At 69.3% G+C, this 23,894-nt stretch carries 19 protein-coding genes; 11 read left to right on the forward strand and 8 right to left on the reverse strand.

The window, feature by feature from the left end; all coding sequences use genetic code 11:
- Positions 1–119: 119 nt before the first annotated feature.
- The gene (locus O9255_RS12875; protein WP_297867272.1) at positions 120–1,133 is read left to right on the forward strand and encodes an NAD(P)-dependent alcohol dehydrogenase; all 1,014 of its coding nucleotides are present in this window, start codon (positions 120–122) and stop codon (positions 1,131–1,133) included.
- Between the two features lie 106 nt (positions 1,134–1,239).
- Here the strand turns inward: O9255_RS12875 and O9255_RS12880 are convergent, their stop codons facing one another.
- The 4 genes from O9255_RS12880 to grxD form a co-directional block, all read right to left on the reverse strand.
- Complete coding sequence (locus tag O9255_RS12880) at positions 1,240–4,440, reverse strand: TonB-dependent receptor (protein WP_297867273.1); 3,201 nt, start codon at positions 4,438–4,440, stop codon at positions 1,240–1,242.
- A 216-nt stretch (positions 4,441–4,656) separates the two neighbouring features.
- A complete protein-coding gene (locus tag O9255_RS12885) occupies positions 4,657–5,256 on the reverse strand; it encodes a YhgN family NAAT transporter (RefSeq protein WP_297867274.1) in 600 nt (199 codons plus the stop codon).
- Between the two features lie 7 nt (positions 5,257–5,263).
- Positions 5,264–6,031, reverse strand: coding sequence for an SDR family NAD(P)-dependent oxidoreductase (locus tag O9255_RS12890; RefSeq protein ID WP_297867275.1), 768 nt, complete (start codon positions 6,029–6,031; stop codon positions 5,264–5,266).
- On the reverse strand, positions 6,028–6,348 hold the full coding sequence (gene grxD / locus O9255_RS12895; protein ID WP_297867276.1) for a Grx4 family monothiol glutaredoxin: 321 nt from the start codon (positions 6,346–6,348) through the stop codon (positions 6,028–6,030). The genes O9255_RS12890 and grxD overlap by 4 nt, the downstream gene beginning before the upstream one ends.
- 120 nt (positions 6,349–6,468) lie before the next feature.
- Here grxD and O9255_RS12900 point away from each other — a divergent pair, with 120 nt between their 5' ends.
- Positions 6,469–7,047, forward strand: coding sequence for a Fe-Mn family superoxide dismutase (locus O9255_RS12900; RefSeq protein ID WP_297867277.1), 579 nt, complete (start codon positions 6,469–6,471; stop codon positions 7,045–7,047).
- Positions 7,047–8,087 carry an ABC transporter ATP-binding protein gene (locus tag O9255_RS12905; protein WP_297867278.1) on the forward strand — a complete coding sequence of 347 codons (1,041 nt, stop codon included), beginning with the start codon at positions 7,047–7,049 and terminating at the stop codon, positions 8,085–8,087. The genes O9255_RS12900 and O9255_RS12905 overlap by 1 nt, the downstream gene beginning before the upstream one ends.
- 27 nt (positions 8,088–8,114) lie before the next feature.
- On the opposite strand, the gene O9255_RS12910 is transcribed toward O9255_RS12905, so the two are convergent.
- From O9255_RS12910 to O9255_RS12925, 4 genes are read right to left on the reverse strand one after another with little or no spacing between them, the layout of a single operon-like run.
- Entirely contained in the window at positions 8,115–8,720 is a 606-nt protein-coding gene (locus tag O9255_RS12910; protein ID WP_297867279.1) for a response regulator transcription factor, read from the reverse strand.
- Positions 8,721–8,729: 9 nt separating this feature from the next.
- The gene (locus O9255_RS12915; RefSeq protein ID WP_297867280.1) at positions 8,730–9,899 is read right to left on the reverse strand and encodes a sensor histidine kinase; all 1,170 of its coding nucleotides are present in this window, start codon (positions 9,897–9,899) and stop codon (positions 8,730–8,732) included.
- Positions 9,900–9,909: 10 nt separating this feature from the next.
- Positions 9,910–10,668 carry an ABC transporter permease gene (locus O9255_RS12920; protein ID WP_297867281.1) on the reverse strand — a complete coding sequence of 253 codons (759 nt, stop codon included), beginning with the start codon at positions 10,666–10,668 and terminating at the stop codon, positions 9,910–9,912.
- The gene (locus O9255_RS12925) at positions 10,665–11,594 is read right to left on the reverse strand and encodes an ABC transporter ATP-binding protein (RefSeq protein ID WP_297867282.1); all 930 of its coding nucleotides are present in this window, start codon (positions 11,592–11,594) and stop codon (positions 10,665–10,667) included. Before O9255_RS12925 ends, O9255_RS12920 begins: the two co-directional genes overlap by 4 nt.
- 152 nt (positions 11,595–11,746) lie before the next feature.
- Here O9255_RS12925 and msrA point away from each other — a divergent pair, with 152 nt between their 5' ends.
- The 8 genes from msrA to thrC all read left to right on the forward strand — a co-directional run bounded on the left by msrA (position 11,747) and on the right by thrC (position 23,864).
- Entirely contained in the window at positions 11,747–13,198 is a 1,452-nt protein-coding gene (gene msrA, locus O9255_RS12930) for a peptide-methionine (S)-S-oxide reductase MsrA (RefSeq protein ID WP_297867283.1), read from the forward strand.
- 124 nt (positions 13,199–13,322) lie between these two features.
- Positions 13,323–14,825: an aminotransferase class III-fold pyridoxal phosphate-dependent enzyme gene (locus tag O9255_RS12935; protein WP_297867284.1), complete on the forward strand. Its 1,503-nt coding sequence runs from the start codon at positions 13,323–13,325 to the stop codon at positions 14,823–14,825.
- Positions 14,826–14,878: 53 nt separating this feature from the next.
- Positions 14,879–16,804 (forward strand): GGDEF domain-containing protein, encoded by a 1,926-nt coding sequence (locus O9255_RS12940; protein ID WP_297867285.1) that lies wholly within the window; start codon positions 14,879–14,881, stop codon positions 16,802–16,804.
- A 193-nt stretch (positions 16,805–16,997) separates the two neighbouring features.
- Positions 16,998–18,893, forward strand: a complete 1,896-nt coding sequence (locus tag O9255_RS12945; RefSeq protein WP_297867286.1) for a tetratricopeptide repeat-containing diguanylate cyclase — start codon at positions 16,998–17,000, stop codon at positions 18,891–18,893.
- A gap of 43 nt (positions 18,894–18,936) precedes the next feature.
- Complete coding sequence (locus O9255_RS12950) at positions 18,937–19,062, forward strand: hypothetical protein (protein WP_297867287.1); 126 nt, start codon at positions 18,937–18,939, stop codon at positions 19,060–19,062.
- Positions 19,063–19,134: 72 nt separating this feature from the next.
- Complete coding sequence (gene thrA, locus O9255_RS12955) at positions 19,135–21,603, forward strand: bifunctional aspartate kinase/homoserine dehydrogenase I (RefSeq protein WP_297867288.1); 2,469 nt, start codon at positions 19,135–19,137, stop codon at positions 21,601–21,603.
- Positions 21,600–22,544, forward strand: coding sequence for a homoserine kinase (locus O9255_RS12960; protein ID WP_297867289.1), 945 nt, complete (start codon positions 21,600–21,602; stop codon positions 22,542–22,544). The genes thrA and O9255_RS12960 overlap by 4 nt, the downstream gene beginning before the upstream one ends.
- Positions 22,545–22,547: 3 nt before the next feature.
- The gene (gene thrC, locus O9255_RS12965) at positions 22,548–23,864 is read left to right on the forward strand and encodes a threonine synthase (RefSeq protein ID WP_297867290.1); all 1,317 of its coding nucleotides are present in this window, start codon (positions 22,548–22,550) and stop codon (positions 23,862–23,864) included.
- Positions 23,865–23,894 lie beyond the last annotated feature (30 nt).

Consider the following 23,894-nt stretch of genomic DNA (forward strand, 5'->3'; position numbering starts at 1 on the left):
ACAACAGCGTGTGGCGCACGCCCCTGCCAGTTCCAGTGCCGGAAGCTTGGGCGCGAGGTCGCTTGCATTGCCATCGGCGAGGCGCAGACTCCCGGCTGTCCCCACAACGAATGACGCCCATGAGCATCCGCGCCTACGCCGCCACCGCCTCGAAAGGCCGACTTGAATCCTTCGAATACGACGCTGGCCCCCTGCCCCCCGAATTCGTCGAAGTGCAGGTCGAGCACTGCGGCCTCTGCCACTCCGACCTCAGCATGGTCAACAACGACTGGGGCAATGCCCGCTATCCCCTCGTCCCCGGCCACGAGGCCATCGGCCGCGTCGTCGCCGTCGGCCCCGAAGCCAAGCGCGTCAAGGTCGGCGACCGCGTGGGCATCGGCTGGTACCAGAGCAGTTGCATGGCCTGTGCGGAATGCCTCTCCGGCAACCACAACGTCTGCGGCAAATCGAGCGGCCTGATCGTTTCCGGTTACGGCGGCTTCGGTGAGCGCGTGCGCGCGCACTGGGTCTGGGCCACGCCGATCCCCGACGGCGTGGATACCGCCAGCGCCGGCCCCCTGCTCTGCGGCGGCATCACGGTGTTCGGCCCGATCGCCCACTTCGGCATCAAGCCCACCGACCGCGTCGGCGTAGTCGGCATCGGCGGCCTCGGCCACCTCGCCCTGCAGTTCCTCAACGCCTGGGGCTGCGAGGTCACGGCCTTCACCTCCAGCGAGTCGAAGCACGAGGAAGCCATCCGCCTCGGTGCCCATCGCGCGGTGGTGAGCACCGATGCGAAGGCGCTGGCGAAGGAAGCCGGCAAGTTCGACTTCATCCTCGTGACCGCCAACGTCACCCTGCCTTGGGGCGCCTACCTCGGCGCCCTCGCCCCGAACGGCCGTCTGCACTTCGTCGGCGCGGTGCTCGAGCCGGTGCCGGTGCCGGCCTTCGCCCTGATCGGCGGCCAGAAGTCAGTCAGTGGCTCGCCGCTGGGCAGCCCGGCCACGACCTCGCAGATGCTCGAGTTCTGCGCGCGCCACGAGATCGCACCGCAGGTGGAGCGATTCCCGATGTCGAAGATCAACGACGCCTTCGAGCGACTGCACAGCGGCAAGGCGCGCTACCGCATCGTGCTTGACGCCGATTTCGACTGAGGCACGCGGCGCAGGGCCGATCGGCGATCGGCTATCGCTTGCCATCGACCAAAAAGCAAACGGCCGGGGAAACCCGGCCGTTTGCGTATCGCTCTGTGGTCGCTGATCAGAACTTGTACTTGAAGCCCAGCATCGCCGACCAACGCGAGACACCGGTGTTGAAGCCGTCGTCGCCGCGCACCTCCTGCACCTGCGGACGATCCACCGAGGCAGGGTTGAAGGTGTAGACGTAGCGGCCGTTCTCGATACCCGCGTAGTTCACGACACGACGCGTGGCAAAGAACCCGTAGTCCTCGATCACACCCCAATCCTTATTGATCAGGTTGCCGACGTTCATGATGTCGAGCGAGATCTCGGCCTTGTGGCCATCGAAGAAGGCCGGGATTTCCTGCGAGATCCGGAGGTCGAAGTTGTTGACCCAACCCGCACGGAATGCGTTCGCATCAGTGACTCGCCCACGGTAGGCGGCCAGTTCGGGGTTCTGGGCCAGCCACTCGAAGAATGCAGTCTCCATCGCGGCGCCGCCGGTGAAGATCACGTCACCCGGGCCGGCCGGCACGTAGAACAGGTCGTTCGTGTTCGCGCCGTCGCCATTGACGTCATTGAAATAGATGTAGCTGAACGGACGGCCCGAGCGACCCTCGTAGAACATCGAGATCGTGGTGCGGTTGTCTCCGAAGAACGCCCTCTGATAGGTCAGCGTGCCGGTGAGACGATCACGGATCGCGTAACGCGAGTTCTGAGCGACTTCCTCGCTGTGCTGGAAGTTGATCTGGTTGTTCCAGTTCGAGTTGTTGATCGAGCTGGTCAGCGGGCTGACTTCCTGCGCGTCGGTGAAGGTGTAGCCGAAGCTCCATGCCCACGAGTCTTCCATCGGACGCTGCAGGCTCAGGGTGAGCTGCTTGCTCTGGCCCTTGTCGGTATTGCGGACCAGCAGCACATCGCCGATGTCGGACGGACGGTTTGCACGGTTCGAGGCACCACCCGTGCCGTTCTGAATGCCAGTAACCGGATTGGCGTTGGCGCGGTTACGACCCGCTGCGTTCCAATAGATCATTCGGCCGTCCTGGCCGGCCACGGTCGGCGCGCCGGTGTCGAGGCGCTGGATGAAGATACCGCTCTCGACACTGGTCAGAACCAGCTCGGCCGAGGCGATCACCCCCCACCACGGGAGTTCGTGGTCGAGGGCCAGGTTGGCTTTCCACACCGACGGCAGCTCGAAGTCCGGGGCCAGGATGTCGACGTTCTGGCGAGCCGCCGACGGGCCGACGGTCGGATTCGGCTGGGGCACGTTCGGCGAGAAGTTCGGCGCCGCCGTACCACGCAGGTCGTACTCGACGAAGTTCAGGCCGGTGTTCTGGTAAACGCCGGCGATCCACACGTTCGGGGCCGCACCAGCGAACAGGCCGAGACCGCCACGCAGCTGGGTCTGGCGATCCGAGTCGAAGGTGTAGTTGAAGCCGAACCGCGGCTGGATCAGCGTGAAGTCAACCGTGTTGGTGTTGTCCAGCCCGTAGAGCTGCTGGATGCGGGCGTTGGCGAGTCGCTGCTCGCTGAAGTCCGGGCGATCGGCGCGGATGCCGAAATTCAACGTGAGGTTGTAGTTCACCGCCCAGGTGTCCTGAACGAACAGGCCCAGGTTCTCGGACGTGTACGTGGCCGGGATGTCCGCGAGCGTGCCACCGTTGGGGCGCGGGGTGCGAAGCAGGTAGGTCGCCGGACGACCGGCCGAGAAGTCGGCGATCGAGTTGAACGTGTAGACGCCGTTGAGGTTGCGGCCGAAGAAATTGAAGACGTCGTTTTCTTCGTAGTCGAAACCAAACTTCAGCGTGTGGTCGCCGAGGAACAGGTTCGCCGCGCCGAAGGCCGAGAACTGCTCCGTAGCGATGCGGTTGACGTGCGTATTCTGCTCGGTTCCGAGGAACACGCCATTGTTGCCGACGTTGACGCGGATGCTGGGGAGGTTGGTCGCCGGCACGCGCACGGCGTCGTAATCGCGCGTCGAAACCTTGAACTCGGTCGACAGCACGTCGGACCAGTCACTGAAGACCTCGCCAACGAGGCTCTCGAACGTCTTCGGCTGGTCGTACCAGTACGAACTGAGCGAGACGGTACCTGCGGCGATCCCGGGGAAGCGCGGCACGGTCTGCTCCATCTCGTTGTAGCGGATGGCGGCGCGATGCGAATCGCTGATGTTCCAGTCGATCTTGATGCCCTTTTCCTCGATCTCCGTCGTGCTCGTCGCCGAGCCCTCCAGGCCACCGGCATTGAAGCCGTAGCGCTGGGCAATCTGGGTGATCTGCTGGATATCCGCGGCAGTGATCAGGCCGCGTCCGAAGGGCGTGCCCGAGAGAGCCGCACCCTGGGCGCCGCGCTCGAACTTCTCGTAGTTGGCAAAGAAGAACAGGCGATCCTTGAGGATGGGGCCGCCGAAGGTGAAGCCGTAGGTTTCTTCCTCGTTGAAGCCAGTGAAGTCACGACCGGTCTGGTCCTCGCCGACCCAGTTGCCGTCGCGCATCGTGTAGTAAACGGTACCGCCGAACTCGTTGGTGCCCGACTTGGTCACGGCATTGATGACCGCACCCGTACCTCCAGCGATCGTCACGTCGTAGTTCGCGACATCGATATTGATTTCCTCGATTGCGTCGAGGGAGACCGGCTGACGCTCGGTGGGCAGATTGTTCGCCTCGAGGCCGAACGGATCGCTGGCACCGACGCCGTCGATCTTGATCAGGTTGTAGCGGGTGTTCTGGCCACCGACGGAGATCGAGCCGTCAGACTTGCTGGTCTGCGCGATACGTGGGTCGAGACGGATGTAGTCCTGGATATTGCGGGAGGTCGAGGGCAACTGGTCGATGACCTGGCGGGTCACGATCGTGCCGGCACCCATGGCCTCCGAGCTGAAGGGCGTCACACCGAAGTTGTCGGCGGTCACTTCGACGGTGTCGAGCGTGGCCTCGGCCTGGCCGATCTCGGCGTTGACCTGCGTGGTCTCGGCGAGCTGCAGGAACACATTCTCGACCGTCTCGGTCTGCCCGTCCTTCGTGATGGCGACGAGGTACGGGCCACCAACGCGGAGACCACGGGCGGCATAGCGGCCGTTGGCATCCGTCGTGGCCTGCGAAACGGTGCCCGTCGGCACGTGCGTGATCGTGACCTGGGCTCCGGCGACGACGGCTTCGTTCGCCGCCGTGACGCGGCCACCGATGTTGGCGGTGGTGTTCTGCGCCATGGCCGGCGCCGAGGCGAGGGCGATGGCCAGGCCGAGCGCGAGCTTCGAGTAGCGCACCTTGCTGCGATAATTCATGTGTGGACCTGCTCTGGTTTTTCTTGCGGAGACAGACGAGGGCGGCTCGTGCCGCCCCGGATGACGAGTTCCGCCGCGATGCGGCGAAGGACTTCGCTGTGGCCGCCGTCGGCTGCTGACGGGCTTCGAATGGGCGATGACAGCCTAACGACAGTTTAACAGCGTAGGCACGCCAGATGACATGAAGATGACAGTCATCTCATGTCACGCCGAGACTCACCCTCGGCCCAGATAGGCGGCGATCCCATCGAGGGTCATCTGGACGGAAATGGCCACCAGCACCATGCCCATCAGTCGCTCGAGGGCCGTCAGGGCCCGGGGCCCGAGCAGGCGGTAGAGCTTGGTGGCGGAGAACAGGATGGCCGCCGTGGCCGCCCAGGCGATCAGCAGGGCCAGGCTCCAGTCGAGCAGGCGGTCCGGCTCCTTGGAGCCCATCAGCATCACCGCCGCCATGCCCGAGGGGCCAGCCACCAGGGGCACGGCCATCGGGACGATGAAGGGCTCGCCTTCCGGGGTGTCGCCGAAGATGCCCTCCGGGGCCGGGAAGATCATCTTCAGGCCGATCAGGAACAGGATGATGCCGCCGGCGATGCTCACCGACTCCTGCCGCAGACTGATGAACTCGAGGATGTAGCGGCCGCAGAACAGGAACAGGAACAGCACCCCGAGAGCGATCACCAGCTCGCGGGCCAGCACCCGGCGCCGGCGGTGCTCGGGCACCGGCTTCAGCAGGCTCAGGAAGACCGGAACGTTGCCCAGCGGGTCGAGGATCAGGAACAGCAGGATGGCGGCGGCGAGGAGGCTGGAATCCTGCATGGCGGTCTCAGGCGGTGGCCGACGCGGCGGCGGTGGGCGCGTGGACGCTGCCGCGATGCGCGGCGCCGTCCGCGGAAAGCAGCATCACGCAGGCGTCGGCGTAGGCCTCGGGCCCGGGGACACGGAGCATGGCCTCGTCGACGAAGGCGCGGCTGCGCAGCGGCGTCTTCATCGGGCCGGGGCGCAGGCCGCTGACGCGCACGGTGGTGGTGTCCGTCTCGGCGTGGAGCATCCGCACGAGGCCCTCGCCCGCCAGCTGGGTGAGGCCGTAAGCCCCCCAATAAGGCCGCAGCACGCGGGCCGGGTCGTCGAGCACGAAGACCACCGCGGCATCGGGGGACTTCCGCAACAGCGGCAGGCAGGCCTGGGTGAGGAACCAGCGGGCGTTGAGGTTGACCTGCACCTGGCGGGCGAACTGCTCCGGCAGCGTGTTTTCCAGCGGCGTGAGGCCCGCGAAATCGGCGGCGCAGTGCAGCACCCCGTCGAGGCAGCCGAGTTCGCGGGCGATCGTGTCGGCGAGGGTCTCGAAATCGGAAGGGTCGGCGCCGGCGAGGTCCATCGGATACAGCGCGGGCTCGGGGCCGATCGCCTTGATCGCGTCGTACACCCGGCCGAGCTTCGGCACCTTGCGGCCCAGCAGCACCACGGTCGCGCCGGCCTGTGCGCAGGCCTTCGCGGCTTCCGCGCCAAGGCCGCCGTGGGCGCCGGTGACGAGGATCACGCGGTCCTTAAGGGGGCGCGGAGCCACGGTCGGGAAGGCGACGAACTCGCTCATGCGGCCTCGGCCTCGGCAACGATGCGTGCCAGCTCGCCGGCCTCGGCCAGCTCGGCCACGATGTCGGCACCACCGATCAGCTCGCCCTGCACGAACAGCTGCGGGAAGGTCGGCCAGTCGGCATAGCGCGGCAGGTTGGCCCGGATCTCGGGATCGGCCATGACGTTGACGGTGTGCAGGCGCGTGGCGCCCGCCGCGCGCAAGGCATCGACGGCGCGCTTCGAATAGCCGCACATCGGCACCTCGGGCGTGCCCTTCATGAAGAGCACGATCGGATGGGCCTCGAGCTTGGCCTTGATCCGCTCCATCGCCGCCATGGGATTCCTCGCTGGTTTCACGACGCTGGCACCGTGGGACGGTGCCGCAGGGCTACAATTCTAGCCCTTGCGGCGGTCCCACCGTCGCGTTGTCCGTTCGCCATCCCCACGGAGAGCCCCATGGCCATCACCCTGCCCGCCCTGCCCTACGCCCGCGACGCCCTCGCCCCGCACATCTCGGCCGAGACGATCGACTTCCACTACGGCAAGCACCACCAGACCTACGTGGACAACCTCAACAAGCAGATCGCCGGCACGGAGTTCGAAGCCCTCGACCTCGAGGCCATCATCCGCAAGTCGCAGGGCGGCATGTTCAACAACGCCGCGCAGGTGTGGAACCACACCTTCTACTGGAACTGCCTGAAGCCTGCCGGTGGTGGCGAGCCCAAGGGCAAGCTGGCCGAGGCCATCAACGCGGCCTTCGGCTCGTTCGCGGCCTTCAAGGAGCAGTTCACGCAGACCGCCCTGACCACCTTCGGCTCGGGTTGGGCTTGGCTGGTGCAGCGTCCGGACGGCACGCTGGCCCTGGTCTCCACGTCGAACGCGGCCACCCCGCTGACGGGCAACGACACCGCGCTGCTGACCTGCGACGTGTGGGAACACGCCTACTACGTCGACTACCGCAACGCCCGCGCCAAGTACGTCGAGGCCTTCTGGAACCTCGTCAACTGGGACTTCGTCGCCAGCCAGATGCGCTGATGGCGGAACCCCTGCTCTCGATCGAATCGCTGGCCGCCGCCCACGGCGGCCGGCGCGTTTTCGGGGGCGTGTCGTTCGAACTGGCGCGCGGCGGCATCGCCGCGCTCCTCGGGCCCTCGGGCACCGGCAAGACCACCCTGCTGCGCGTCATCGCCGGCCTGCACGCAGCCGAAGCGGGCGTGGTGCGCCTGCGCGGCACCGACGCCGCCGGCCTCAAGCCGGAGAAGCGCGGCGTCGGCTTCGTGTTCCAGGACCTCGCGCTGTTCCCGCACCTCGACGTGGCGGGCAACGTCGGCTTCGGCCTCTCGGCCTGGCCCAAGGCCGAACGGGAGGCCCGCGTGGCCGACCTGCTGGCGCGCACCGGCCTCGATGGCCTCGGCGCACGTCGTCCCCATGAACTCTCCGGCGGGCAACAGCAGCGCGTGGCCCTGGCCCGCTCGCTGGCCCCGAAGCCGGATCTGCTGCTGCTCGACGAGCCGCTCTCCAGCCTCGATGCCGACCTGCGGCCAAAGCTGCGCGATGAACTCCGGGCGCTCCTGAAGTCGGAAGGCACGGCGGCACTGCTCGTCACGCACGACCAGGACGAAGCCTTCGCCTTCGCCGATACGGTGGGCGTGATGCTCGATGGCCGGCTGGCGCAATGGTCGCCGGGCTACGAGCTCTACCACCGCCCCGCCAGCGCCGAGGTGGCGCGTTTCGTCGGCGACGGCCGCCTTTTGCCGGTGCGCTGGCTCGATGCCGATCGCGTGGACTCTCCGTTCGGCCCGCTGGCCGTGCCGCGCGCCGCTGATGCCCTGCCCGTCGATGCTGGCCGCGAGGGCCTGCTGCTTCTGCGTCCGGACGATGTCCTCGTCGGCGAAGGCGAAACGCCCGCCGTGGTCGTCGACATCACCTTCCACGGTGCGGACTCGCTCCATCGCCTGCGCCTCGACGACGGCACCGAGCTCAGCGCTCTCGCGCCCAGCCACCGCCGCTTCGCCATCGGCGAGCGCGTCCCGGTGCGCCCCGACCTCGCCCACGTGGTGGTGTTCCCGCGCTGAACCCCAGCGCAGCGCGCGTCGTGGGCGCTACAGCCAGCCCTTCTGCCGCGCGAGGCGGTGCGCTTCGACGCGGTTCGCGGCGCCGAGCTTGCCGATCGCCTCACTGAGGTAGTTGCGCACCGTGCCGTTCGAGAGGTGCAGCTTCTCGGCGATGTCCTGCGAACTCAGCCCTTCGCCCGCCAGGCGCAGCACGGCGCGTTCGCGATCGGTGAGGGGATCCGCCTCTTCGCGCCAGGCGTCGACGGCGAGCTCGGGCGCGATGGCGCGGCCGCCGCGATGGACGTCGCGCAGTGCCTGCGCCAGTTTCTCGACCGGCGCATCCTTCAGCAGATAGCCGCGCACGCCGGCATCAAGCGCCCGACGCAGGTAGCCGCCGCGGGCGAAGGTGGTGACGATGACGACACGGGTGGCGAGCTTCGCCTCCTGCACCTTGGCGGCAAGGTCGAGGCCGGTCAGGCCGGGCATCTCGATGTCGGTGAGCAGCAGGTCGGGCTGGTGCTGCTGCACGGCCTTCCAAGCGCTGTCGCCGTCGCCGGCTTCGGCGACGACGTCGATATCGGATTCAAGGGCGAGCAGGCCGGCCAAGGCGCCGCGCAGCAGGGCCTGGTCTTCGGCGAGGACGATGCGGATCATCCCGCGACGCTAGCTTCGACGGCCCGGCCCGTCCAGCGGCAACAGCAGGCGCAGCCGCGTGCCGACCCCTGCGGCGCTGTCGACCATGAGCTGTCCGCCCAGGGCCTCGACGCGCTCACGCATGCCCGAGAGCCCATTGCCGGGCGCGGCCACGCTACCCGCACCGTCGTCCTGCACCTCGAGCTGCACCGCGCGGCCCTGTCGGCCGATCTGGACCTGCACCCGCCGGGCCTTCGCGTGCCGGAGCACGTTGGTGAGGGCCTCGCGCAGGCCCATGGCCAGCGCGTTCTCCTGCGCGGGCTCCAGCGGCGGCAGCGGATCGACGTGCGCCTCGAACTCGAGGCCCGCGCCCACCGCGGCCAATCGGGCGTTGACCAGTTCGTTCGCGATTTCCGCCGAACGCATGCCGGTCACGGCCTCGCGCACCTGCTTCAGGGCGTCGCGGGCCACCTGCTCCACCTCGCCGATGTGCGTCGCGGCGGCGGAGCCGTCGCGCTCGGCCAGCTTGCGGGCCAGCTCGCTCTTCAGCGCGATGACGCTGAGCGCGTGGCCGAGCAGATCGTGGAGATCGCGGGCGATGCGTTCACGCTCCGCGACGCGGGCGAGGCGGTCGACCTCGGCCTGGGTCAGCCGCAGGCGCTCGTTGCGCTGCATCTCGCGCTTGCCGAGGATCGCGCCGGCCAGCACGGCGCCGCCGATCAGTCCGGGAGCGACGAGGAAAGGCATCGGCATCGACAGCACCCACAACCAGCCGGCGTAGACGGCGAACAGGGCAACGGCGACCCCGACGGCCACCCGCCAGCGCTGCGAGAACCCCAGCGAGGCGAAGGCGTAGATGAGCAGCGTGTTGCCCCCGGGGTTCCAGGGCGTGAGCGCGAAACCCGTGGCCGCCATGGCCAGCGCCGCCAGCAGCCCCATGCGGCCCTCGAAGAGAAAACTCTTCCAGTAGATCGGCAGGAACACCGCCAGCGCCGCGAAGGTGAGGCCGACGGCGAGCGGCAGGTCCTCACCGACCCAGACGAGGGGCAGGAAGACGAAGATCAGGTAGACGAGGTTGAGCCGCCGCCACGCGCGCTGCGAGGCGTCGCCGGGTTCCGCCGCCATGGCGGCGCGGAGCGTGGCCGTCGGCGCGGCGGCGTTGGGATCGCGGGCGGTGACTTCGGGCGATGAGGTGCGCATGGCGGCGAGTCTAGCGGGCGCGCCGACGCTGCACGGCCAGCGCCAGCACGAGGAAGAGCACGCCGGAGCCGAGCAGCACGGCGAGGGCCAAGGGCACGTTCGCCTGGCGCAAGCCGACGATGGTGAGGGCGAGGTCGCCGAGATGGAACGCCGGCAGCACGAGCGCGAAGCGCTGCATCACCTCGGGGAACATCGTGATGGGGAACCACAGGCCGGACAGCACCGACATCGGCAGGTAGACCAGGTTAACCACGCCGACGGCGCCGCGAGCGGGCACCAGCGAACCGATCAGCAGGCCCATCGCGCAGAACGGCAGGGCGCCCAAAGTCAGCGTGGCCCACAGCAGCAGCCATCGCCCCGCTTCCAGCCTCACGCCACCGGCAAACGCCGCCAGCGCGCTGAGCGCCAGCACCACGGCGAGCGCGAACACCATGCTGGTGAGTACGCGGGCGATGAAGTGCACCGCCATCGGCATCGGCGATACGCGCTTCAGGCGCAGCCAGCCCATCTCCTCGTCGAGGGCCAACCCAACGCCAAACCCGAACAGTGCCGGCCCGATCACGGCGAAGGCGCCGTACGTGGCAAGCAGGTAGTGCGCCGGCGCGGCGTTGCCGGTCTTCGACGGCAGCAGCAGGCCGAACAGCGCATAGAACATCAGCGGGAACAGCAACGTCGGCACGCTGAAGGCGGGCAGGCGCCAGACCTGCAGCAGCGAATGGCCGGTCTCGATGGCTTGGAGCCGGAACAGGGAGGTGGCTTGCGAGGTCATGCGGCACTCCGATGGGGCGTCGCGCCCCAGCCTTCGTCCTGGGTGAGTTCGAGGAGGCTGTCCTCGAGGCTGGCGGGCACCACCTGCAGCTCGGCCAGCGCGGGATCGCGACGCAGCAGCTCGCGGATCACCGCATCGGCGTCGCTGCAGCGGAGGACGAGCCGATCGCCTTCCTGATGGGCCTCGCGCACGCCGGGCAGCGTCCGCACATCGTCGATGCCGAGCGCGCTGCGGCATCGAACGCGGGTGCCGCCGCTGCGTGCCTTGAGCTGCATGGGCGTGCCCTCGGCCACCGCGCGACCGGCGCGCATCACGACCACGCGATCCGCCAGCGCGTCGGCCTCTTCCAGGTAGTGGGTGGTCAGCACCAGCGCCGCCCCTTCCAGGCGCAACCCCCGCAGCACGGCCCAGAAAGCGCGGCGCGCTTCGACATCGAGGCCAGTGGTGGGCTCATCGACGAGCACGATGCGCGGCCGCCCGCAGATGGCCAAGGCGAACTGCACGCGGCGTTGCTGCCCGCCGGAAAGCGCGCCGTAAGGCCGCCCCGCCAGCCCTTCGAGGCCGGCCAGCGCGAGCGTTTCCGCTTCGGAACGGGGATCCGTGTAAGCCGCACTGAACTGCCGCACCAGTTCGCCCACGCGGAGGGTCTCCGGCAAGCGGGCTTCCTGGAGCATCACGCCCAGTCCGCGTCGGCACGCGGCCGATCGGGGGTCGCCACCGCACAGTTCGACGAGACCGGCCTGCGGCCGAAGCAAGCCGGTAAGCAGGCCGAGCGCGGTCGTCTTGCCGGCACCGTTCGCGCCGAGCAGCGCGAGCACTTCACCGGCGTGGATGTCGAGATCGAGTCCGTCCAGAGCGGTGAGCGCCCCGTAGCGGTGGGTGACGCGGGACAGTCGCGCGACAAGGGATGGTGTGGGGGTAGTCATGGGGTCCTCCGTGACGACAGCCTCGCCGCGTTCACGCTGCGCGCGCAGTCGCGGGCGTCAGCTGAACGCCCTGACATCTGTCATCCCGCTGGCTGTAACGCGGACGCCCTGCCTTTCGAATCCACGTTCGGCCCCTCTTGCTCCGGATCACCATGAACACCGCCTCCACCACCCGCCTCACCCTTGCCGCCCTTCTCGCCGGCGCCCTCGCCGCCTGCGGCCAGGCCCCGGTGACGCCCGCGCTCGCCACCGTCGTGGCGCCGAAGCCGGACGTTCCCCGCGAGCATCTCGACGCCGTGGTGCTCGGCATGGGCTGCTTCTGGGGCGCGGAACGCCGCATGGGCGCGCTGCCGGGCGTGATCGACGTGGAAAGCGGCTATGCCAACGGCGAGGTGCCTGGAACGTACAGTGACGTGCTGAACACCGAACGCGCGCGGAAGCTCGGGCTCACCGAGAAGCGCAATCACGCCGAAGTGGTCAAGGTGGTGTTCGACACGCGCGCCACCAACCTCGGCGCCGTGCTCGCCGGCTTCTGGGAGAACCACGACCCCACGCAGGGCGACCGCCAGGGCAACGACATCGGCAGCAACTACCGCAGCGCGATCTACACCCATGGCGACACGCAGTTGCGGATCGCGCAGGCCACGAAGACGGCGTTCCAGACGGCGCTGGCGGCCGAGGGCTATGGCGCCATCACCACGGAGATCCAGCCGCTCACGCGCTACATCGCCGCGGAGGACTACCACCAGGACTACCTGGTGAAGAACCCGGACGGCTACTGCGGTCTTGGTGGCACGGGGGTGAAGTTTCCGGCCGACGCGCTGGCGAAGCTCGGCGGTACGGTGCCGACTTCCAGCGGCCCAACGGCCGCCAGCGCTCCGGCGAACGCCTCGCCCGAGGCCACGGCGGCACGGCCCGCGCGCCTCGTCGGCGCCGACCTCGACGCCACGCGCCAGCTGGTCGTTTTCGAGGCCGCCGACTGCGCCTTCTGCGCGAAGTTCCGCGCGGAAGTCAGCGATGGCTGGCAATCGCCGGTGGCAATCGTGCACACGCTCGACCCCCGCGAACCCGAGGGCTGGACGCTTGAGAAGCCGCTGTTCGCCACGCCCACCATCGTCCTCTTCGAGAACGGCAAGGAGGTCTCGCGCTACACCGGCTACAACGGCGACAAGGCGCGCTTCTGGCAGTGGCTCGGTTTCCGCCTGCTGACCGAGGAACAGCGCCGCATCGCCTTCGATAGCGGCACCGAGCGGCCGTTCACCGGCTCGCATCTCGATGAAACGCGGCCGGGCACCTTCGTCGACCCGATCAGCGGGGCGCCGTTGTTCCGCACCGACACCAAGTTCGAGAGCGGCACCGGCTGGCCCAGCTTCTTCCAGCCGCTGCCCGGTGCCGTGACCTACCACGGGGAACTCAGCCTGGCCGGCGTGATGACGGAAGTGCGCAGCGCCAGCTCGGGCATCCATCTCGGGCATGTGTTCCACGACGGTCCGCCGCCGACGGGCAAGCGCTACTGCATCAACGGCAACGTGCTGAAGTTCGTGCCCGACGAGGACGTCGCCACCGAGACGGCGACCACCGCGGAGCCTGTGACAGGCGTTTGAAACACCGGGGGTTACGGGCATTCCGGCCCGGTGCTAGGATCGGGCCCAAGTTGTTGTTCCCAAAGAGAAAAACAGCGCCTCGCACCGCCGCGGCGCTGTTTTCTTTTCACCGACCGGAGTTTCCATGAGCCTCGCCGCCCGCCTTCATCCGCTTCGCGCCCACGCCGGCCACGTCCGCACCACCGGCCTCGCCGACGACGTGCTCGAGCGCTTCGGCGCCACGCACCCGCAGCTCGACGCCGCGATCGATGCGGCGCTCGAAGCCTTCGAGGCCATCAAGGCCGAGTTCCCCGAGCTGCTGGAACTCGACGAAGCCGAGCAGATGCGCATCGCCCAGGCCGGCTTCCTGAACTTCTACCCGGACGACGCGGTGAACCCGTACATCGCCATCGCCGCGCGCGGCCCGTGGGTGGTCACGCTCAAGGGTGCGGTGGTCTACGACTGCGGCGGCTACGGCATGCTCGGCTTCGGCCACACGCCCTTCGCCGTGCTGTCGGCCATGGCCAAGCCGCAGGTGATGGCGAACATCATGACGCCGTCGCTCTCGCACCTGCGCCTTGACCGCGCCCTGCGCGCGGAGATCGGCCACACGCGCGGCGGCTGCCCCTACACCAAGTTCCTCGCCCTGAACTCGGGCTCGGAGTCGGTGTCGCTCGCCGGCCGGATTGCTGACGTCAATACGAAGATCCACACCGACGCGGGCGGCCGCCACGCCGGCAAGCGCGTGAAGCGCCTCGCGGTGAAGGGCGCCTTCCACGGCCGCACCGAGCTGCCGGCGCTGTACTCGGATTCCAGCCGCAAGACCTACGCCCAGCACCTCGCCAGCCACAAGCACCACGCCGACCAGCTGATCACCATCGAGCCCTACTCGATCGACGCGCTGCGCCAGGCTTTCGCCGATGCCGAGGCCAATGGCTGGTACTTCGAAGCCATGTTCATCGAGCCGGTGATGGGCGAAGGCGACCCGGGCCGCGCGCTGCCGCCGGCCTTCTACGCCGAGGCCCGCCGCCTGACCAAGGAACACGGCACCCTGCTGCTGGTGGACAGCATCCAGGCGGGTATCCGCGCCCATGGCGTGCTCTCGATCGTCGACTACCCGGGCTTCGAAGGCCTCGAGGCGCCGGACATGGAGACCTACTCGAAGGCGCTCAACGCGGCGCAGTTCCCGATGTCGATCCTCGCCGTCTCCGAGCGCGCCGCCGGCCTCTACCGCCGCGGCACCTACGGCAACACGATGACCGCGAACCCGCGCGCGATGGACACCGCCGCCGCGACGCTCGGCCTGCTCACGCCGGAGCTGCGCGCCAACATCCGCGCCCGCGGCGCCGAGTTCCTCGCCAAACTCGAAGCCCTGAAGGCCGAACTGCCCCACGGCACGATCACCAAGGTGCAGGGCACGGGCCTGCTGTTCTCCTGTGAGATCGCCACGCACTTCAAGTGCTACGGCACCGGAAGCACCGAGGAATACATCCGCGAGAAGGGCGTCAACGTGATCCACGGTGGCGTGAATTCGCTGCGCTTTACCCCGGTGTTCGGGATCGGCAGCGACGAGGCCGACCTGATCATCGACGCCGTGAGGCAGGCCTTGTTGCATGGTCCGCGGATCGTGGAAGCCGAGGCGGCCTGAGGCAGCCTCGGGCGCAACTCTTCGACGGTCGGCCCTGATTCAGCGGGGGAGTAGTGAAAAAAGCAGCGTCGAGACGTTACGGCTACGACGTATTCTTTTCGGCGTTGGTACTCATCGCCGCCGCCTTCCCGCCTGCCGGCGCGGTCGCTGCGGAGGTGGCGGAAGCGCAACCCTCGCCGGCCGCCTTCGACGAAGCGTTCGACCGCTTCTTGCTGGAAGGCCTGACACCCACCCGTAACGACGAAGCAATCCTAAGACCGTCGCTTGAAGCCCTGCTCCCGCGTGGAGACGTTGTTCGGCGGCGGCGGCTCGAAGCGCTTGCGTGCCATGCCATCGACGGCACGGCCGAGGAGAGTCTGGCGCGTGCCGACCTTCTCATAGCCATGGAATCGGGGGACGAAGGCGACGCGATCGCACGGTCGCTCGCGCACGCCTGCCGCGCCATCCACATGCCCGAATCGGGGCCACTGGGACCCGCGATAGCGAGTTTCGACGCGGCAGTGGACTCGGCGCGACGCGCCGAACATCCGAAGCTCCTGATCCAATTGCTCATCAATCGAAGCGGCGCGCACTCGCTGGATGGGCAGTACGCGAGAGCACTGCTCGATGCACTTGAAGCCGACGATGCACTGCAGAAGCACGGCGATGCGTTCATGCGCGCCCTGAACATGCAGTTCGTGGGGATTGCTTACCGGCGGATGGGCGATCTGGAACTCGCGGAGCAACTGCTCATGCAGTCCCTCCAGAACACCGCGATGGACGGACAATGGGTTCACCGCATCGCTGTGCTGCTGCAGTTGGGCTATTTGTATGAAGATACGAAACGCTACGAGAACGCTCGGCAATCCTTCAACGCCGCCATCGCGCTCTGCACTACCCACAATAGCCCGATTGACTGCGCTTACGCTCGACTGGGCCTCGCCAGCACGGATGCCGTTGACAAGCGCCCACGCGCTGCTCTGCGGACGCTGGAGCGCGCCGAAGCGGATTTCGCAGAGGCGGGGACCCCTGGCGAGGACGCCATGATATCGCTCGTTCGCGGCCAGGCACTCGCCGCACTGGGTCGCCAGCGAGAGGCCCTGACAATGCTGGATTCGGCGATCACGATTTGGCGGTCCGAGGGCAACGACCGCTATCTCGCCATGGCGCTGGAACCGCGCGCGGCGGTGCTACAGGGCCTGGGTCGTCCGGACGATGCCCTGAGCGACCTCCGCGAGTACCTCGAGGTCTTCAAGCGCGAGAATGCCGAGCGCGCGGAGCAGCGCACGGAGTTCCTCCGGGAACGCTTTGAATCGCGACGACGCGATTTCGAGAATGCCGATCTCCGTGCGAAGGAACGCCTACGGCGGCAGGAAATCGAGTCGCTCGACCGCTTGAGGCAATGGCAGAACGTCGCCATCGCCCTCGGTGTGGCTCTGGTGTTGCTCTTGTTCGGGATCACCATGCGCCAACTGTGGCGGGCGCGCCACCTGAAGGTCCTCTCCGAGACCGATGCGCTCACCGGCGCACCCAATCGCCGGGCGCTGCTTTACGAGGGACAGCGGGCGTTCCTCGATTCGCGGAGGCGAATGAAGACACTCACCGTCCTCGCTCTCGACATCGATCACTTCAAGCGGATCAACGACGCGTACGGCCACGCGACCGGCGACGCGGTGCTCGCCCGCATCGCCAAGGAATGCGAACGCACGCTGCGGCAGCGCGACCTGATCGGCCGCATCGGCGGCGAGGAGTTCGCCGGCTTGCTCCCCGAGACATCACTGGACGCGGCGGTGCAGGTCGCCGAGCGGATCCGTGGCGGCGTCGAGGGTCTCGACCTCGATGACCTCGCGCCCGGGCTGCGCGTCACCATCAGCCTCGGCGTGGCGGCGCTCGACCCCCATGACGCCGACTTCGCCACGCTGCTCCATCGTGCGGACAAGGCCCTGTACCGGGCGAAAGAAACGGGCCGGAACCGGGTCGAGGTCGCGGCGACCCCTTGACGGCACAGGCCCATCGAAACGCCCTTCCCGGGAAGCGGGCGGGCAAACGAGGAGCTTAGGGCACGACCCGTGCGACGAGACTCGGGGGCAACGGGCCGGTTCCTACGCGCCGTCGGATCGGTCATGCGTGCTGTCGCCTTGATTTCGGGAGGGAAGTGTTCATGATCCGAATATCTCGCCCGCCGGATGCCCGATGCTCCGACCGCCCCGCCACGGATGGATCCTGGGCCTGCTGCTCGTGACCCCCGTGGTTTGGGGCAACCCGGAACCTGCCGGCGCCGATGCCGCCGCCTTCGATGCCGCTTTTGCGACAGCGCTGCGCGAAGGCATGGGTACGACGCCGGCGGAAGGCACGGCCGCTGTCGAGGCACTGCGCGCCACCCTGCCCGCCAACGACGCGCTGCGGAGCCGCCGTTTTGATGCGATGGCCTGCCGCGCCGCGCAGCACGACCGCAAGGCGTACATCGCGAACGCCGATACGCTGCTCGCCGCGGAACAGGCTCGATCGGCGCCCGACGCGACCAGCCTCGCACTGCTCCACGCATGCCGCGCGGCCTACCTCGTGCTCGGCACCGACGCCACTGTCGTCGAACGCGCCTACGACGCCGCGGTGGAGGCGGCGCAGCGCAGCGCCGACCCGATGCTACTTGGGAGCATGCTCTCTTTGCGTTCCGACGCCCACTCGGTGTCGGGGAAATTCGCAAAATCCCTGATGGACGCCCTCGCGGCGCAGGACGTCCTCGACGACTCCGGCGAGCGGTTCGCGATCGCCGCCAACCTGCAGGTCGTGGGCATCGCCTTCCGGCGCATGGGAGAGTACGCGCGCGCGGAGGAGTACCTGCTGCGCAGCCTCGAGGACGAGGAGATCCGCTCGCGCTGGGCCAACACGATGACCGCGCTGCTGCAGCTCGGCTACCTCTACGACGAGACGGGCCGCTACGACGAAGCGCGGCGCATGCTGGCCGACGCCCTCGAACTGTGCCAACGCCACAAGAACCACGCGGCTTGCGCCTATGCCCGCTTGGGGCTCGCCGGCGTCGAGGTCGACGACGGCGCACCGCGCCGCGCGCTCGCCGCACTCGAACAGGCGGAAGCCGATTTCGCCGAATCCGGCGACCCGGGCGACCCGACCATGTTGGCGCTGGTTCGCGGACAGGCCCTGGCCCGTCTGGGCCGCGACGCCGAAGCCCTGCCCCTGCTCGACCGGGCGGTCGCGACTTGGACCACCGAGGGCAATGATCGCTACCTCGCGCTGGCACTGCCCGAGCGGGCCCGGCTGCTGGAGCGCCTCGGTCGCGAAGCGGACGCCATCGCGGACCTTCGTCGCTTCATCGAGGCGCATGCCAACGACGACCGCATGCGGGCCGAACAGCGCACCGACCTCATGCGCGAGCAGTTCGACGCGTCGCGTCGCGAGGTCGAGAACGCCGAGCTGAAGGCGCGTGAAGCCCTGCGCCTCAAGGAGATCGAGGGCCTCAACGCCGCACGCCGCTGGCAGTGGACCGCGATCTCGCTGGCCGTGGTGCTGGTGATCGTCCTGCTGGTCATGGTCGCGCGGCAGATCGCCAAGGCACGCCGGCTGCGCCTGCTGGCGATGACCGACCCGCTCACCGGCCTCGCGAACCGCCGCCACACCGACTACCGCGGCAGCGAGGCCTTCAAGAGGGCGCGCCTCACCGCGCAGCCGTTCTGCGTGCTCGCCATCGACATCGACCACTTCAAGTTGGTCAACGACACGCATGGCCATGCCGTCGGCGACACCGTGCTGCAGCGCGTTGGCCGCGAATGCCAACGCACGCTGCGACAGAACGACCTGATCGGCCGCATCGGTGGCGAGGAGTTCACCGGCCTGCTGCCGGTAACGGCCGAGCCGGCCGCGCGACAAGTGGCCGAGCGCCTTCGCGCTGGTGTCGAATCCTTGAACCTCGATGATGTGGCGCTTGGCCTGCGCGTCACCATTTCGATCGGCGTGGCGCGAATGCGTGATTCCGACACCAACTTTGCTGGCCTGCTCTCGCGCGCCGACGCGGCGATGTATCGCGCCAAGCAGGGTGGCCGGAACCGCGTCGTTTCAGACGAAACGGCTTGACGCCGCCTTGACAAAAGCAACGCCGACGGGTTCAAGTGGGGCCATGCGCCACGACCTGCTCACGCTCACCGTCACGACGACCGCCCTCGGCGGCGTTATCGGTATTCGCGTGCCGGTCGTGGTGACCACCACGACCGGCGCCTACGAAGGGCCGGGGTGGCCGAACTGATCCACCACCCTGCGCCGGTCACGGACGCGGGGTTTCCCATCCAAGACCGGCCTCCTCCCAGGAGTCGCCTTCATGGATGCCGCCCCTCTCGCTGATGCCCCCGCCGACGCCCACTGGTCGGCGACGCTCGCGCCTGACGCCCACAAATTCGGCGGTGCCGCGCTGTCCGACGCCGCCGGTTTCCGTCGCGCTGCCGCGCTGCTGAAGTCGGGTGCACCGCGGCCGCAGCTCGCCATCGTCTCCGCCACCTTCGGCACCACCGACCGACTCGTCGCCGCGCTGAAGAGCGCACAGGCCGGCCGCGACCATGCGGACCTGCCCTTCCTGCTTGCGGCGCACCGCGCGCTGCTGGCGCCCCTCGGCCTCGCGGGCGATCTGCTCGACGCCGACTTCGCCGAACTCGAAGCGGACCTCGCGCACCTGCGCGCCGGCCGCGCGGATGCCGGACAGGCCGCACGCATCAGCGGCGCCGGCGAGGTGTGGTCGAGCCGATTGCTCGCCGCCGTGTTGGGGCGCGACTGGGCCTGGCTGGATGCGCGCCGCCTGCTGGTCGTGACCCATGGCGAGCTTGGCGCCCGCCTCGACGAACCGGCGACGAAGGCCACGCTCGCGGATTGGCGCCGCGCGCACAAGCAAGCCAACCTCGTCGCCACCGGTTTCCTTGCGCGACTCGCCGACGGCACCGCGACCACGCTCGGGCGCAACGGCAGCGATTACTCGGCGGCGCTGTTCTCGGCGCTGTTCAAGGCGCGGGAACTCACGATCTGGAAGGAAGTGGACGGCCTGATGTCGGCCGATCCGCGGCTGGAACCCGAGGCCGTGGTGCTGCCCGAGCTGAGCTACGCGGAAGCCATGGAGCTCGCCTACTTCGGCACCAAGGCCCTGCATCCGCAGTCACTGGCCCCGGCGATGGCGGCCGGCATCGCGCTCAACGTGCGCGACGTGCGCCAGCCGGAGAAGCCCGGCACGCGCGTGGTGGCCAACCCCGCGCCGTCGGCGAACCCGGTGAAGGGGCTCTCGCTGGTGCGCGGCCTCGCGGCGCTGGAGCTGCAGGGCTCGGGCCTGATGGGCGTTCCCGGCAGCGCCGAGCGCTTCTTCGCCGCACTGCATCGCGCCGGAGTCTCGGTGGTGATGATCACCCAGGCCTCGAGCGAGCATTCGATCTGCGCGCTGGTGCGCCGCGAACAGGCCGAGGCCGGCCTCGCCGCCGCGCGTGCGGAGTTCGCCGACGAGATCGCCGGCGGCCACGTGCAGGGCATTGCGCTTGAGCATGAGCTGGCCGTGTTGGCGGCCGTCGGCGACGGGATGATCGGCACGCCTGGCATCGTCGCGCGGCTCTCCGGCGCGATCGCCAAGGCCGGCATCAGCCTGCGCGCCATCGCGCAGGGCTCCAGCGAGCGCAACGTGTCCCTCGCGGTACGCGAGGCGGACGCCGAACGCGCGCTGCGCGTAGCGCACACGGCGTTCTGGCTCAGCGCACAGACGGTGTCGATCGGCCTGATCGGCCCGGGCAATGTCGGCGGCGCCCTGCTGCGGCAGATCCTCGAAGCGCAGCCGCGCCTGAAGCGCGAGCGCCAGCTCGACCTGCGCATCCGCGTGGTGGCGAACTCGCGGAAGATGCTGCGCTCCGACACCACGCTGGCCTCGCTCGACCTCGAGCGCGGCGAGCCGCTCGACCTCGACACCTTCGCGAAGCACGTCAAGAGCGAGCACATCCCGCACGCCCTGATCGTCGACTGCTCGGGCCGCGCCGACATGGCCGAGCGCTACGAGGGCTGGTTGGCGCAGGGCATCCACGTGGTCACGCCCTCGAAGCACGCCGGCAGCGGTGATTCCGAGCGGCTGGCCGCGCTGCACCGAGCCGGTGCGAAGTCCGGCGCGCGCTTCCGCTACGAGGCCACGGTCGGCGCCGGCCTGCCGGTGGTGATGACGCTGCGCAACCTCATCGACACCGGCGACGTGCCGCGCAGCATCGCCGGCCTGTTCTCCGGCACGCTCGCTTGGCTGTTCAACCATTACGACGGTTCGCGCCCCTTCTCCGAGCTGCTCGCCGAAGCCCGCGCCGCCGGCTACACCGAGCCCGATCCCCGCGACGACCTCTCGGGCACCGACGTGGCGCGCAAGGCCGTGATCCTCGCCCGCGAAGCCGGCTGGTCGCTGTCGCTCGACCAGGTCGAGGTCGAGAACCTCGTGCCCTCCCAACTGCGCGACGTGCCGCTGCCCGAGTTCCTGCAGCGTCTCGGCGAGTTCGATGCGCCGATGGCCGAGCGCCTGGCGTCGGCAAAGGCGCAGGGCCAGGTGCTGCGCTACCTCGCCGAAGTGGACGCCAGCGGCACTGCCACCGTCGCGCTGCGCGCGGTCGAGGCCACGCATCCGGCGGCCTCCGCCCAAGGCACCGACAACCTGTTCGCCTTCCACACGGCGCGTTACCACACGCGTCCGCTGGTGGTGAAAGGCCCGGGCGCCGGCCCCGACGTGACGGCGGCGGGCGTGTTCGGCGACATCCTCGCCATCGCCGCCCACCTCGGGGCCAAGCTGTGACGCGTCGCGAAGCAACGGCCTTCGCTCCGGCCAGCAGCGCCAATCTGTGTTCGGGGTTCGATCTGCTGGGGCACAGCCTCGACGGTTGGCGCGACCACGCGACGGTCCGGCGTATCGACGCGCCCGAGGTGCGCATCGAAGGCATCGAAGGCGTGGTCACCGCCCTGCCGGCGCGCGCCGAGGACAACACCGCCGGCGCCGCGCTGATCGCGATGCGCAGCGCGCTGGCGCTGCCCTTCGGCTTCGCGGTGCGGCTTCGCAAAGGCATTCCGTTGGGTTCGGGGCTAGGGGGCTCGGCGGCGTCCGCCGTGGCCGCCGTGGTCGCCGCGAACGCCCTGCTCGACGCGCCGCTGCCCGCGGAGGCGCTCTACCCCTTCGCACTGGACGGCGAAGCCGTGGCCAGCGGCAGCCGGCACGGCGACAACATCGCCCCCGCGCTGCTGGGTGGCCTCATCGCCGCGTTCGACCCCGCGCGCGCGCCGCCGGTGCGGCTGCGGGCACCGGACTGGCTGTTCACCGCCGTGGTGCATCCGGCCGTCGTGCTGGAGACGCGAGTGGCCCGCGCCGCCTTGGCCGAGCCGTACCCGATCCAGAACATCGTCAAGCAGACGCACCATCTCGCCGCGCTGCTGCTCGGCCTCGAGCGCGACGACGAGGCGCTGGTCCGCCAAGGGCTCGACGATGTGCTCGTGGAACCCCGACGCGCCGCCCTGATCCCCGGCTTCGCCGCGGTGAAGCGCGCGGCGCTGGACGCCGGTGCGCTCGGCAGCAGCATCTCCGGGGCCGGTCCCAGCGTGTTCGGCTGGTTCCGCGGCCGCGCGGCGGCCGAAGCCGGCGGCGCCGCCATGCAGCGCGCCTTCGCCGAGGCCGGCCTCGCCACCTCCCTTCTCGTGTCCCCCGTGGCCGGACCCGCCGCGGGCCTTGTCGATTCCCAGGACTGACCGATGCGTTTCGTTTCCACCCGCGGGGCCTCACCCGCCCTGCCCTTCGGCGCCGCACTCGGCGCCGGCCTCGCCCCCGATGGCGGCCTCTACGTGCCTGAGCGCCTGCCGCGCCTCGATGCCCGCGACGTCGAGGCGATTCCCGATGGGCGCCTCGCCGACACGCTCGCCGCGGTGCTGCGGCCGCTCCTCGGCAACGACCCGCTCGCCGCGCGCCTCGACGCGCTGTGCGCGGAAGCGGCGAGCTTCGAGGTGCCGCTTGTTCCGCTGCGCGGCAGCGGCGACCATCTGCTCGAGCTGTTCCACGGCCCCACGGCCGCGTTCAAAGACCTCGCGGCGCGCTTCCTCGCGGCGTCGCTCTCGTCGTTGCGCGCGCCGGACGCGCCGGTGCAGACCGTTCTCGTCGCAACCTCGGGCGACACCGGCGCCGCCGTCGGCGCGGCCTTCCACGGCCGCGAAGGCTTCCGCGTGCTGATCCTCTACCCGGACGGCAAGGTCTCGCCGGCGCAGGCGCATTCGCTCGGCGCCTTCGGCGGCAATGTGCGCGCGCTGCGCGTGGCGGGCAGCTTCGACGACTGCCAGCGCCTCGCGAAGCAGGCGCTGGGCGATGCCGCCTTGCGTGCCGAGGTGCCATTGCTCACCGCGAACTCGATCAGCCTCGGCCGCCTGCTGCCGCAGATGGGCTACTACGCGATGCACGCGCTGCGCTTCCAGCGCCGCCACGGCCGGCCGCTGGGCTTCATCGTGCCTAGCGGCAACCTGGGCAATGCCGTGGCCGCGCTGATCGCCCGTGCGATGGGCCTGCCGATCGGCGAGGTGGTGCTGGCGACCAACGCGAACCCGACGCTGTCCGAGTTCTTCGACGGCGAGCCGTACCGCGGCCGCGACGCCATCCCCACGCTGGCGAATGCCATGGACGTCGGTGCGCCGAGCAATGTCGAGCGCCTGTTCTGGCTGGCCGGCGGCGACGAGGCCGCGGCGCGCGGACTCATCCGCGTGCAGCGCATCGACGACGCGCGCATCCGCGCGACGGTGGCCGCGGCCGAGGCCCGGCACGGTATCGCGCCCTGCCCGCACACGGCCTGCGGCCTCGCCGTGCTCGAAGACCTGCGCGCCGCCGGCGACACCCGCGACTGGGCCGTGGCGGCCACAGCGCACGCCAGCAAGTTCCTCGACGTCGTCGGCCCGCTGCTGTCGAGCACGTCCGCCGTGCCGGCCGCGTTTGCGGCCCTGCTGGCGAAACCAGCCCATGCCGATGCGATGGCCGTCGACGGCGCGGCACTGGCCGAGGTCCTTCGCGCGGACTGGGCGACGCCCTGAGGCACACTCGGGCGCCCTCCCCAACACGCG

Origin of the sequence: Silanimonas sp., assembly GCF_027530345.1 — a bacterium.
Classification (GTDB): Bacteria; Pseudomonadota; Gammaproteobacteria; order Xanthomonadales; family Xanthomonadaceae; genus Silanimonas.